Origin of the sequence: Streptomyces rishiriensis, from assembly GCF_030815485.1 — a bacterium.
GTDB lineage: Bacteria > Actinomycetota > Actinomycetes > Streptomycetales > Streptomycetaceae > Streptomyces > Streptomyces rishiriensis_A.
The window spans coordinates 5,849,263-5,861,688 of sequence record NZ_JAUSWV010000002.1; the positions used below are offsets into that span (position 1 = coordinate 5,849,263).

Sequence of the window (12,426 nt, forward strand, 5' to 3'; positions counted from 1 at the left end):
CTACGGGGGCACGAGGGCACGGGGCACAAAAATCGCCCACCTAGGTGAGCAGATCCCTCTTGACAATACCTCCGGCCGTAGTTAAGGCGCCCGTCAAGAGACAGCCCGCTCGGCGGCGTGAAACAATCGAATCTGGCTCACCGGTACCAACAGCGAGCAGGAGACACAGCACGATGCGCATCGGAGTTCTCACCGCAGGTGGCGACTGCCCCGGCCTGAACGCAGTGATCCGGTCGGTCGTGCACCGCGCCGTCGACAACTACGGCGACGAGGTGATCGGCTTCGAGGACGGCTACGCGGGTCTGCTGGACGGCCGTTACCGCAGCCTCGACCTGAACGCGGTGAGCGGCATCCTGGCCCGCGGCGGCACCATCCTCGGCTCGTCACGTCTGGAGCGCGACCGGCTGCGCGAGGCCTGCGAGAGCGCCTCCGACATGATCCACGACTTCGGCATCGACGCGCTGATCCCGATCGGCGGCGAGGGCACGCTCACGGCGGCGCGGATGCTGTCCGACGCCGGCCTGCCGGTGGTGGGCGTCCCGAAGACGATCGACAACGACATCTCGTCGACGGACCGCACGTTCGGCTTCGACACGGCGGTGGGCGTCGCGACGGAGGCGATGGACCGTCTGAAGACCACGGCGGAGTCCCACCAGCGGGTGATGGTGGTCGAGGTCATGGGCCGCCACGCGGGCTGGATCGCGCTGGAGTCCGGCATGGCCGCGGGCGCGCACGGCATCTGCCTTCCTGAGCGGCCCTTCGACCCCGCCGACCTGGTGAAGATGGTCGAGGAGCGGTTCGCCCGCGGCAAGAAGTTCGCGGTGATCTGCGTCGCGGAGGGCGCCCACCCGGCCGACGGCACCATGGATTACAGCAAGGGCGCGATCGACCAGTTCGGTCACGAGCGCTTCCAGGGCATCGGCACGGCGCTGGCCTACGAGCTGGAGAAGCGGCTCGGCAAGGAGGCCCGGCCGGTGATCCTCGGCCACGTCCAGCGTGGCGGTGTCCCGACGGCGTACGACCGTGTCCTCGCGACCCGCTTCGGCTGGCACGCGGTGGAGGCGGCGCACCGGGGCCAGTTCGGGCGGATGACGGCGCTGCGCGGGACGGACGTGGTGATGGTTCCGCTGGCGGAGGCCGTGACCGAGTTGAAGACGGTTCCGAAGGACCGGATCGTCGAAGCGGAGTCGGTCTTCTAGCCGCCCCGACTCCGCAGACGGCCCGACCTCCCGGAGGCCCGGTCTCCCGGGCGGTCCAGGCTGCCGGGCGGCGCGGTCTCCCGGACGGTCCAGCCTCCATGGAGCCTGTTCTCGGGAGGCTTCCGGCCTTCTGGCGGCCCGGTCTCCGGATGGTCCGGCCTCCGGACGGTCCCGTCTCGGGATCGTCCGGACTCCGGCGGTCCGGCCTTCTGACGGTCCGGTCTCCGGATGTCCGGGCTCGGGGAGCTTCGGCCTCCGGACCGGTCCGGCCGTCTGACGCTCCGGTCTCCGGACGGTCCTGGCGGGACGCTCTGGTTTCCGGGTGGTGCCGGCTCGGGACGCTCCGGACGCTCCGGGCCTCCGACGGTCCTGGCCCCGACGCTCCCCGTGCCGACGGTCCTGGCCCCGGCGCTCCCCGTGCCGACGGTCCCGTCCTCCGGACGGTCATCTCGGCTGGGCGGTCCGGTTCTCGAGGCTGGTCCAGAAGGTGTCGACGATCCGGTCGAGGAAGTCCCGGCCGGCGTCGCTCGCCTCCCCGGCCGCGCCGCCGTCACCCCAGCTGAGCGTGGCGACCATGCGCCCCTGGTAGTCCTGGTGCAGCTCCTGGAGGGTCTCCTCCAGGAGACGCCGGTCCACGGGCACGATCCTGCCCACGGGTCTGACGTACGCCTGCCAGCGCGTGCGGGCGGCGGTGCGCAGCAGGTCCGCCAGCCTGGCCTCGAGGCCGGTCACGGTGACCAGGTCGGGCAGCGAGAGGTCGAGCAGCTCGGCCAGGGCGGCGGACTGCCGGTCCGTGCCGCGCCACTGCCCGCTCTCCTCCATCCGCGTGTACGCCGGGAACTCGTGCCCCACGGCCCGGGCGACGTCCTCGGGGGCGAAGCCCTGGGCGACGCGGTGTTCGCGCAGGGTGCGCGGCCTGCCGATCAGCTCACCCGGGGAACACCACAACACGCCTGCCAGAGCGGTGAGTTCGGGATGGGTGGGGGTGAGTGTCCCGCGTTCCCAGGCGATGACGAGATCGGGGCCGGCGTGCGGGAGGGCGTAAGAGGCGCGCAGCCCGTGGGCGACGTGCTCCGGGGTCATGCCGAGGGCGGCCCGGAGCCTTCGGGCGGCGGGAGCGTCGAAGGGCGGACCCGGCTGACGGGTGTGGGCTGGAGGTCTGGGCACGGGGACAAGGTAGGGGCCGCGGGATGCGGTGACTACGGGCTGTTCGGACATAGTCACCGGTTGTAGGAACCTACGGTGGTGACCGGTCGGTCAGTTGCGACCGAGGAGGGCGCGGTCACTTGCCGCGTGTCGTCCGCACCCAGCGGTAGACCAGTTCCGGCCTCCCCACCTGCCCGTACAGCGGCTTGCGTTCGGTTCTCCCGGCCTCCACCAGATGCTCCAGGTACCGGCGGGCCGTGATGCGTGAGATGCCCACCGCCTCGGCGACCCCCGCGGCGGTGAGCCCGCCCTCCGCCTCCCGTACGGCCTCCGTCACCCGCTCCAGCGTGGGCCCGCTCAGCCCCTTGGGCAGCGCGGCGGGCCCCGGCGCGCGCAGGGTCGCCAGCGCCCGGTCGACCTCGTCCTGACCGCTCGCCTCGCCCGCGGCCCCCCGGAACTCGGCGTACCGCACCAGCCGGTCCCGAAGCGTGGCGAAGGTGAAGGGTTTCAGTACGTACTGCACGACTCCGAGCGAGACGCCCTCCCGTACCACCGTCAGGTCCCGCGCCGACGTCACCGCTATCACGTCCGCGTGATACCCCGCCGCCCGCAGTGAGCGGGCCAGCTGGAGTCCGTGCGCGTCGGGCAGGTGCAGGTCCAGCAGCAGCAGGTCGACCGGCGTGCGGTCCAGCAACCGCCGGGCCTCCGCGCCGGTGTGCGCCTTGCCCACCGCGACGAACCCCGGCACCCGGCCCACGTACATCACATGGGCGTCCGCGGCGACCGGGTCGTCCTCCACGACCAGCACTCTGATCGGCTCTTCGCTCGTCATCCCAGGTCTCCAGACGCCGACAGGGGCCCGGTGGCACCGGGCCCGGTGGCACCGGTGGCCGCCGTCACCGGCAGCGGCAGGCGGACCAGGAACTCCGCCCCGCCGCCCGCGGCCTCCGCCACCGACAGGGTCCCCTCGTGCCGCTGCACCGCCTGCCGGACCAGTGCCAGCCCGAGGCCCCGCCCGCCCGGCCCGGCCGGCTTCGTCGAGAAACCGCGTTCGAAAACCAAAGAGGCGTGCGCCGGGTCCACTCCCGCTCCCGTGTCCGCCACCCGCATCAGCAGCTCGGCACCCTCGGTGGCTGCGGTCACCGTCACCTGCGCCCGGGTGCTCCCCTGGGCCGCGTCCACCGCGTTGTCGATGAGGTTGCCCAGGATCGTCACCAGGTCCCGGGCGGGGAGCGACTCCGGCAGCAGGCCGTCGTCCACCGTGCTCTCCCGCGACACCACCAGCTCCACGCCCCGCTCGTTCGCCTGGGCCGTCTTGCCCAGCAGCAGGGCCGCCAGGACCGGTTCGGCGACGGCCGCGACCACCTGGTCCGTCAGTGCCTGGGCCAGTTCCAGTTCCGCCGTCGCGAAGTCCACCGCCTCCTCCGCCCGGCCCAGTTCGATCAGCGACACCACGGTGTGCAGCCGGTTCGCCGCCTCGTGGGCCTGTGAGCGCAGCGCCTGCGTGAAGCCGCGCTCGGAGTCCAACTCACCCATCACGGACTGGAGTTCGGTCACATCGCGCAGGGTGACCACAGCGCCTCTGCGCTCGCCGCCCGACACCGGGGAGGTGTTCACCACGAGCACCCGGTCCGCCGTCAGATGCACCTCGTCCACCCGGGGCTCGGAGGAGAGCAGCGCACCTGTCAGCGGAGCCGGCAGGCCCAGTTCCGCCACCGACATGCCCACCACCTCCCCCGAGACGCCCAGCAGCTCCCGGCCCCCGTCGTTGATCAGCGCCACCTTGTACTGTCCGTCCAGCATCAGCAACCCCTCCCGCACCGCGTGCAGCGCGGCCTGGTGGTAGTCGTGCATGCGGCTCAGCTCGGTCGCGTTCATGCCGTGGGTGTGGCGGCGCAGGGACGCGTTGATGAGGTACGTACCGATCGCGCCGAGGGCGAGCGCGCCGACGGCCACCGCGAACAGGGCCGTCACCTGGTCCTGCACCCGCTTGCTGATCGACTCGACCTTGATGCCCGCGCTGACCAGACCGATGATCGTGCCGTCGTCCTCGATCGGGGTGACCGCGCGGACGGACGCGCCGAGGGTGCCGGTGTAGGTCTCGGTGAAGGTCTCGCCCTTCAGGGCCTTCGCCGTGTTGCCGCGGAAGCGCTGGCCGATCTGGGTCTTGTCCGGATGCGTCCAGCGGATGCCCTCCGGGTTCATGATCGTGACGAAGTCGACCTCCGTGTCCCTCATGACGCGCAGGGCGTACGGCTGGAGCTCGGCGGTGGGCTTCGCGGTCCGGATCGCCGCCCGCACGGAGGGCGAGTCGGCGACCGAGCGGGCCACGGCCGTGGCTTGGCGGCCCGCCGCCTCCTCGGCCTGGGTGCGGTCGCTGACGTACGTGAACAGCGCGTATCCCGCGACGAGCACCGCTATCAGCACCGCCTGCATGGCGAAGAGCTGGCCGGCCAGGCTGCGGGGTCTCGGCAGAGCGGGGATGCGCATGTCGTCAGTGTGCCCCCGGCGGTAAGCGTGAACTAAATGAACGGAAGGGTGACCGCCCTCACAGGCCGGGAGATAGTCGCGGCAATCCCCCATACACCCCGGACGTGAGCCGCACGCCGGTGATGCCGACGAAGACGTCAAGGAGGGCAGCCGTGGCCGCCAGCAGCACCCCCGATACGGCACCTGCCGCACCCGCTGTCAAGCGGGACCGCACCCACTACCTGTACATCGCGGTGATCGTCGCGGTCGCCATCGGCATCGCCGTGGGGCTCGCCGCTCCCGACTTCGCCGTCGAGCTGAAGCCCATCGGGACCGGCTTCGTCAACCTGATCAAGATGATGATCTCGCCGATCATCTTCTGCACGATCGTGCTGGGCATCGGCTCCGTACGGAAGGCCGCCAAGGTCGGCGCCGTCGGCGGTATCGCCCTCGGCTACTTCATGGTCATGTCGATGGTCGCCCTCGGTATCGGCCTCGTGGTCGGCAACATCCTGGAGCCGGGCACGGGTCTCGCCATCACGGACGCCGTGAAGGAGACCGGGCAGGCGCAGGTCTCGCCGGAGGCCAAGGACACCACCGAGTTCCTGCTCGGCATCATCCCCACCACGATCGTCTCCGCCTTCACCGAGGGCGAGGTCCTCCAGACCCTGCTCATCGCCCTGCTCTGCGGCTTCGCGCTCCAGGCCATGGGCAAGGCCGGCCGGCCGGTGCTGCGCGGTGTCGAGCACATCCAGCGCCTGGTCTTCCGCGTCCTCGCGATGGTGATGTGGGCCGCTCCGATCGGTGCCTTCGGCGCCATGGCCGCGGTCGTCGGCTCCTCGGGCGTGGACGCGCTCAAGAGCCTGGCCGTACTGATGCTCGGCTTCTACGCCACCTGTTTCCTCTTCGTCTTCATCGTGCTGGGCGCGCTGCTGAGGATCGTCTCTGGTCTGAACATCCTCTCCCTGTTCAAGTACCTGGCCCGGGAGTTCCTGCTGATCCTGTCCACCTCCTCCTCCGAGTCCGCGCTGCCGCGGCTCATCGCGAAGATGGAGCACCTGGGTGTCAGCAAGCCCGTCGTCGGCATCACCGTCCCGACCGGCTACTCCTTCAACCTCGACGGCACCATGATCTACATGACCATGGCGTCCCTGTTCATCGCCGACGCGATGGGCACGCCGATGTCGGTCGGCGAGCAGATCCCGCTGCTGCTCTTCCTGTTCGTCGCCTCCAAGGGCGCGGCGGGTGTCACCGGCGCCGGCATGGCGACCCTGGCCGGCGGTCTCCAGTCGCACAAGCCCGCCCTGGTGGACGGCATCGGCCTCATCGTCGGCATCGACCGCTTCATGAGCGAGGCCCGCGCCCTCACCAACTTCGCGGGCAACGCCGTCGCCACCGTCCTGATCGGCACCTGGACGAAGGAGATCGACAAGGCGCGCGTCCGGGTGGTGCTCGCCGGCGGGCTGCCCTTCGACGAGAAGACCCTGCTCGACCAGGACCAGGACCAGGACCAGGACGGGGACGGCCTCGAGACCGCCCCGGTGGACGTGCCCGAGCAGCGCGAGGGCGGCGAGAAGGAACTCGCCAAGGCGTAGGTCGTGTCCGCACGGTCCCGCCCTCCACGACTCCGGGTGTCCGGCCCCGCCTGAACCGGCGCCGGACACCCGGGCACCGCCCCACCGCCCCGGGACGCCCGCGACCCCACGTCCCGGGCGTCCACCACCCCACCGTCTCCGGGCGGCCGAGCACTCCCCCGTGGCCCGGCCGCCCGGTCCGCGTTCTCCAAGGTTCCTGGCCTTCTTCCGGCCCGTTCCGCCCGGCAACGCCCCGCCACGCGGGGCGTTGTCATCGCCGTCGCGCCGCCTCGTTCAGGTGGTCGACTTCCTCCTCGGTCAGGGGCAGGTCGGCTGCCGAGGCCGAGTTCCGGATCGACTCGGGGCGGCTCGCGCCGGGGATCGGGATCACCGTGGGGGAGCGGGTCAGGAGCCAGGCCAGACAGAGCTGCTGGGGGCTGACGCCTCGCTCCCGGGCGAGGTCGTGAAAGGCGCCGAGCGTGTCGGAAAGCCGCTCGCCGGGCCCGTCGAGGGAGCTGCGGGAGATGCCGCCCAAGGGGCTCCACGGCAGGAACGCCAGCCCCAGCTCGGCCGCCAGCCGCAGTTCGGGCTCGCTGTCGCGCACGGCGGGGGAGTAGCGGTTCTGGACCGACACCAGCCGGTCGCCGAGGATCGCCCGGGCCCCGCGGATCTGGTCCGTGTCCGCGTTGGAGACGCCGGCCAGCCTGATCTTCCCCTCGTCGAGCAGATCCCGCAGCGCGCCCACGGACTCCTCGAACGGGATCGCCGGGTCGGGCTTGTGGAGCTGGTACAGCCCGATCGCCTCGACGCCGAGCCGCCGCAGGGAGCCCTCCGCGGCCGTCTTCAGATGGCGGGGATCGCCGTTCACCGTCCAGTCCGCCGCGCCGCCGCCCGGTCTGCCCCGGCCGCCCTTCGTCGCGACGAGCACGTCCGAGGTGTCACCGCCGTACGTGGCGAGCGCGTGGGCCACGAGCCGCTCGTTGTGACCGGGCTCCGCGCCCGGCAGATGGTAGGAGTCGGCCGTGTCCAGCAGGGTCACGCCCGCGTCCAGCGCCGCGTGGACGGTGGCCAGGGCGCGGTCCCGGCCGGGGCGGCCCTCGACGGACAGCGGCATCGCGCCGAGCCCGATCGCGCTGACGCGCAGGTCACCAAGGATGCGGTGGCGCACGTCAGTTCACCTTCCCCAGCGTCTCCTCGGCCGCGCGCCGCAGCCACTGCCGGCTGTTGCCGAAGGTGAACCCGAGCCGGGTGGCGCGGGTGTTGTCCATGCCGTAGAAGCGGCGGAAGGAGAGCGGGGACACCTCACCGACCTCGACCTCCTGGAACACCGCCCGGCCGGCGGGTATCCGCGCCGCCACCGCCTCGCACAGATCCTGCGTGGTCAGCGTCCCGTGCGAGGCCGCGTTGACCGGGCCGGTGAAGTCCTGGCCCACCGTCCAGAACAGGAAGTCGGCGATCTCCTCGACGTGGATGTACGTCGCCGGACGGTTCGCCGTCGGCACGGTGATCGGCTCACCGGCGCGGATGCGGGAGGCGTAGTGCTCCAGCCGTCCCGTGAAGTCGTCGTCACCGCCCAGCACATGGGCGACGCGGACGGCCACGTGGGGGAACGCCGGCTCCGCCGCGAACACCGCCTCCGCCTGCCGCTTGCCCTCGCCGTAGTGGGCGTCGAGGAACTCCGGCCGGTCCCAGGGAAGTTCCGGATCGACCCGGACGTCCCGCGGATCGACGTCCTGCTCCCGCACGAAGGCGACGGAGTCCTCGTACTCGTACACCTCGACCGTCGACGTCAGGACGTACCGCCGGGTGCGGCCGGCGAACACCCGGCGGGCGATCGCCGCCTGGCGGGGGGTGTAGCAGACCTGGTCGACGACGACGTCGAAGGTGCGCGAACCGAGCGCGGCGTTCAGCGCGTTCTCGTCGTCGCGGTCGGCGATCAGGTGCGTCGCGCCCGGAGGCGGCGCGGACGAACCGCGGTTCAGTACCGTCACCCGGTCCCCGGCGGCCAGCAGGCGCGCGATCAGCCGCTTGCCGAAATAGCGGTTTCCACCGATGACCAGGACCTCACGCTCATTTCCCTGCCGGGCCGCCGCCTGTCCGGCGGCCCCTTCCCGGGCCTTTACCTCCTGCGCTGTTTCCATGACCATGATTCTCCCGGCGTACACGCCTGTCCTGAAGGGGTAACCATGGGAGTTCCGGCCGTCGTACCGAAAGAACCTCGGCATTCGCGAGGCGTGGCCGACGAAACCTCGGTGGCCTTCGACGCACTGGACCGGCAGATCCTGGAGTTGCTCCAGACCGACGGCCGGATCAAGCTCAGCGAGCTGGGCCGCCGGGTGCGGCTGAGTCCGGCGGCGGTGACGGAACGGGTGCGGCGGCTGGAGGCGGCGGGGGTGATCAGCGGCTACGGCGCGCACGTCAGCCCGGCCCGGCTCGGCTACGGCATCCAGGCGTTCATCCGGGTCGATCCGCACGGCGGCTACACCCTGAAGCACCCCAGGACCCTCGAGCTGATCGGGCGCCCCGAGATCACCGAGGTCCACCACGTGGTGGGCGAGGACTGCTGGATCCTCAAGGTCGCCGTCCGGGACACCGTCCACCTGGAGGACGTCCTCGAGGCGGTCTCCGCTCTCGGGCGCACCACGACGTCGATCGTGCTCACCTCGCCGGTGGAGCGGAAACCGCTCTTGCCTTGACGTGGGCGTCAAGCCTTACGTTCGTGGCATGCGCATCGGCGAGCTGGCCGCACGGGCCGGGACCACCACCCGGACGCTGCGGTACTACGAGTCGCGCGGGCTGCTGCCCGCGCGGCGCGGCGACAACGGGTACCGGACGTACGACGAGACCGATCTGCGGCTGTTGCGGCAGATCAGGACGTTGCAGGACTTCGGGTTCGAGCTGGAGGAGACCCGGCCCTTCGTGGAGTGTCTGCGGGCCGGGCACCCGGAGGGCGACTCCTGCCCGGCGTCGCTCGCGGTCTACCGGCGCAAGCTGGACGAGCTGGACGCGCTCATCGGGGAGCTGCGGGTGGTGCGGGAGACCGTCGCCGGGGAGCTCGTGCGGGCCGAACAGGCGCGCGACGAGCTGGCCGCCGAGGCGCTGGTTCCGGGGGGTCCGGAGCCCGAGTGCGAACTGGGAGGGCAGGAACGGTGATCAAGGCGGACGGGGTGGCCGAGGTGACGGACGCGGACTTCGGGGCGGCGGTGCTGGGGGCGGACCTGCCGGTGCTGGTGGAGTTCACCGCCGACTGGTGTCCGCCGTGCCGGCAGATGGGCCCGGTGCTCAGCGCGCTCGCCGCGGAGGAGGGCGAGCGGCTGAAGGTGGTGCAGCTGGACGTGGACACCAATCCGGAGACCACCCAGGCGTACCGGGTCCTGTCGATGCCGACCTTCATCGTGTTCCGGGCCGGTGAGCCCGTGAAGTCGATGGTGGGGGCACGGCCCAAGCGCCGGCTGCTGGCGGAGCTGGACGAGGTCCTGTGAGCGGGCGATGAGCTGACCGGCGGGAGGTCTTCGCCGCATAAAGAAATCCCCCGAGCAATTGCGCTCGGGGGATTTCTCTGCGTATATTCGATGGTTCGCGACTTCACTGAATGGAGTCGCAAAGAAGCTCACTGAGCACAGTATATGCGGGCGGGAGTGGAATTGTCAAACGCCGACTTTCCGGATAGTGAATTGCAGTGCGAGCAGGAATTCATCGACGGCCTGTACGCGCGCGTGGACGCCCTGCGCGGCGACACCGAGGGCGCCGTCACCGACGCGCTGGCCCAGGGCAACACGCCCATGCAGGCCCGGCTCGAGCGGGACATCCTCGTCGCCGAGCGCTCCGGGCTGCTCGCCGCGCTGAACGCGGTGGACGGCTCCCTCTGCTTCGGCCGCATCGATCTCACCTCAGGTACCAACCACCACATCGGACGTATCGGCCTGCGCGCCGAGGACGCCGAGCGCACGCCGGTCCTCATCGACTGGCGTGCCGACGTCGCCCGCCCCTTCTACCTGGCCACCGGCCACACCCCGATGGGGCTGCGCCGGCGTCGGCACCTCACCACCGAGGGCCGCCGGGTCACCGCCCTGCACGACGAGATCCTCGACATCGGCGACGCCACCCGCACCGGCCACGAGGACCCGACCGGCGACGCCGTGCTGCTCGCCGCGATCGACTCCGCGCGCACCGGCCGGATGAGCGACATCGTGCAGACCATCCAGGCCGAGCAGGACGAGATCATCCGGGCGCCCCACCGAGGGGTCCTGGTGGTCGAGGGCGGCCCCGGCACCGGCAAGACGGCCGTCGCCCTGCACCGCGCCGCCTTCCTCCTCTACGAACACCGGGAGCTGCTCGCCAAGCGGGCCGTCCTGATCGTCGGCCCCAACCCCGCCTTCCTCGGCTACATCGGCGAGGTGCTGCCCTCGCTGGGCGAGACCGGTGTGCTGCTCGCGACGGTCGGCGAACTCTTCCCCGGCGTGAAGGCGACGGCGACCGAAACCCGCGCGGCGGCGGCCGTGAAGGGCCGCGCCGACATGGCGGACGTCCTCGCCGACGTCGTACGCGACTGGCAGGCGCTGCCCGATCCGGTGATCGCGATCGGGCACGACCGCGAGATCCTGATGCTGGACGACGGTCTGGTGAGCGTGGCCCGCGAGCGCACCCGGGCCGCTCGGCTGCCGCACAACGCGGCCCGCGAGATCTTCGAGGGCCACATCCTCAACACGCTCACCGACATGGTCGCCGAACGCATCGGCACGGACCCCTACGACGGCTCGAACCTCCTCGACCCGAGCGACATCACCCAGATCCGCGACGAGCTCGCCGAGAACCCCGAGGTCTGGGCCGCCATCGACCAGTTGTGGCCGCGGCTGACCCCGCAGCGCCTGGTCGCCGACTTCCTCGCCGACCCCGTGGGCTACGTCTCCGACGACGACGCGTCCGCCCTTCGCCGCCCGGTGACCCGGGCGTGGACCGTGGCGGACGTACCACTGCTCGACGAGGCGGCCGAGCTGCTCGGCGAGGACGACCGGGTGGCGCGGGCCCGCGCGGACCGCGCGCGGGCGACCCAGGTCGCCTACGCCCAGGGCGTCCTGGACGTCTCGTACGCCTCCCGGACCTACGAGTTCGAGGACAAGCACGAGGAGGACTCGGAGGTCCTGTCCGCGCACGACATCATCGACGCCGAACGCTTCGCCGAACGCCACGAGGAGGACGACCACCGCAGCGCCGCCGAACGCGCGGCCGCGGACCGTACCTGGGCCTTCGGGCACATCATCGTCGACGAGGCGCAGGAACTGTCGCCGATGGCCTGGCGGCTGCTGATGCGGCGCAGCCCGACCCGCTCGATGACCCTGGTCGGCGACCCGGCGCAGACCGCCGAGGCGGCAGGCGTCGGCTCCTGGGACAGGATCCTCCAGCCGTATGTCGAGGACCGCTGGGAGCACACCAGGCTCGGCGTGAACTACCGCACCCCGGCCGAGATCATGGAGGTGGCCGCGGCGGTGGTCCGCGCGGAACAACCCGGCTTCGAGCCGCCGAGTTCGGTGCGGTCGACCGGCGTACGTCCGTGGGCCCGCGCCACCGACGACCTGCCCGGCGCGGTCGCCGAGGCGGTCGGCGAGCTCACCCCCACCGAGGGCCGGCTCGCCGTCATCGCCCCGCGCGACCTGCACCGCAAGCTGGCGGCCCGGCTGGACGGGGTGACGGCGGGCGCCGAGCCGGACCTCACCCGGAGCGTCGTACTGCTCGACCCGCGCCAGTCCAAGGGCCTGGAGTTCGACTCCGTGCTGGTGGTGGAGCCTTCGCGGTACGGCACCAGCGACCTGTACGTGGCGCTGACCCGGGCGACGCAGCGGCTGGGCGTGCTGCACAGCAGGACCCTCCCGAAGGCGCTGGCCGCGGCCCTCGCGGAGCACCCGGCGTAGCCGGGGACGTCAGGCGTACCGGCCGGCGTCGTGATCACCGCGGTGCACGGCCGGTGTGACGGCGAGCGGGCGGGCAGGCCCCACCGCACACCGCCGCACCGGCCGGCAGCCCGCACCCGGATCGCGGAT

At 71.6% G+C, this 12,426-nt stretch carries 11 protein-coding genes; 6 read left to right on the top strand and 5 right to left on the bottom strand.

Annotated elements, in window-relative coordinates; genetic code table 11:
- The first annotated feature begins 173 nt into the window (after positions 1–173).
- Positions 174–1,199 (top strand): ATP-dependent 6-phosphofructokinase, encoded by a 1,026-nt coding sequence (locus QF030_RS28680; RefSeq protein ID WP_062641960.1) that lies wholly within the window; start codon positions 174–176, stop codon positions 1,197–1,199.
- A 444-nt stretch (positions 1,200–1,643) separates the two neighbouring features.
- Here QF030_RS28680 and QF030_RS28685 read toward each other — a convergent pair whose 3' ends face one another.
- The 3 genes from QF030_RS28685 to QF030_RS28695 form a co-directional block, all read right to left on the bottom strand.
- Complete coding sequence (locus tag QF030_RS28685) at positions 1,644–2,417, bottom strand: helix-turn-helix domain-containing protein (protein WP_373428819.1); 774 nt, start codon at positions 2,415–2,417, stop codon at positions 1,644–1,646.
- A 64-nt stretch (positions 2,418–2,481) separates the two neighbouring features.
- Entirely contained in the window at positions 2,482–3,177 is a 696-nt protein-coding gene (locus QF030_RS28690) for a response regulator (protein ID WP_307165479.1), read from the bottom strand.
- Positions 3,174–4,835 (bottom strand): ATP-binding protein, encoded by a 1,662-nt coding sequence (locus tag QF030_RS28695; protein WP_307165480.1) that lies wholly within the window; start codon positions 4,833–4,835, stop codon positions 3,174–3,176. The genes QF030_RS28690 and QF030_RS28695 overlap by 4 nt, the downstream gene beginning before the upstream one ends.
- 122 nt (positions 4,836–4,957) lie before the next feature.
- On the opposite strand from QF030_RS28695, the gene QF030_RS28700 reads away from it, so the two are divergent.
- Positions 4,958–6,409 carry a cation:dicarboxylate symporter family transporter gene (locus QF030_RS28700; protein ID WP_307167727.1) on the top strand — a complete coding sequence of 484 codons (1,452 nt, stop codon included), beginning with the start codon at positions 4,958–4,960 and terminating at the stop codon, positions 6,407–6,409.
- Between the two features lie 250 nt (positions 6,410–6,659).
- Here QF030_RS28700 and QF030_RS28705 read toward each other — a convergent pair whose 3' ends face one another.
- Complete coding sequence (locus QF030_RS28705; protein ID WP_307165481.1) at positions 6,660–7,556, bottom strand: aldo/keto reductase; 897 nt, start codon at positions 7,554–7,556, stop codon at positions 6,660–6,662.
- A 1-nt stretch (position 7,557) separates the two neighbouring features.
- Positions 7,558–8,529 (bottom strand): NAD-dependent epimerase/dehydratase family protein, encoded by a 972-nt coding sequence (locus QF030_RS28710; RefSeq protein ID WP_307165482.1) that lies wholly within the window; start codon positions 8,527–8,529, stop codon positions 7,558–7,560.
- A gap of 45 nt (positions 8,530–8,574) precedes the next feature.
- Here QF030_RS28710 and QF030_RS28715 point away from each other — a divergent pair, with 45 nt between their 5' ends.
- From QF030_RS28715 to QF030_RS28730, 4 genes are all read left to right on the top strand, one after another.
- On the top strand, positions 8,575–9,084 hold the full coding sequence (locus QF030_RS28715; protein WP_307165483.1) for an Lrp/AsnC family transcriptional regulator: 510 nt from the start codon (positions 8,575–8,577) through the stop codon (positions 9,082–9,084).
- Positions 9,085–9,112: 28 nt separating this feature from the next.
- Positions 9,113–9,541, top strand: a complete 429-nt coding sequence (locus QF030_RS28720) for a MerR family transcriptional regulator (protein ID WP_307165484.1) — start codon at positions 9,113–9,115, stop codon at positions 9,539–9,541.
- On the top strand, positions 9,538–9,870 hold the full coding sequence (locus QF030_RS28725; protein ID WP_307165485.1) for a thioredoxin family protein: 333 nt from the start codon (positions 9,538–9,540) through the stop codon (positions 9,868–9,870). Before QF030_RS28720 ends, QF030_RS28725 begins: the two co-directional genes overlap by 4 nt.
- Before the next feature lie 144 nt (positions 9,871–10,014).
- The gene (locus tag QF030_RS28730; protein WP_307165486.1) at positions 10,015–12,297 is read left to right on the top strand and encodes a HelD family protein; all 2,283 of its coding nucleotides are present in this window, start codon (positions 10,015–10,017) and stop codon (positions 12,295–12,297) included.
- The last annotated feature ends 129 nt before the right edge of the window (positions 12,298–12,426 follow it).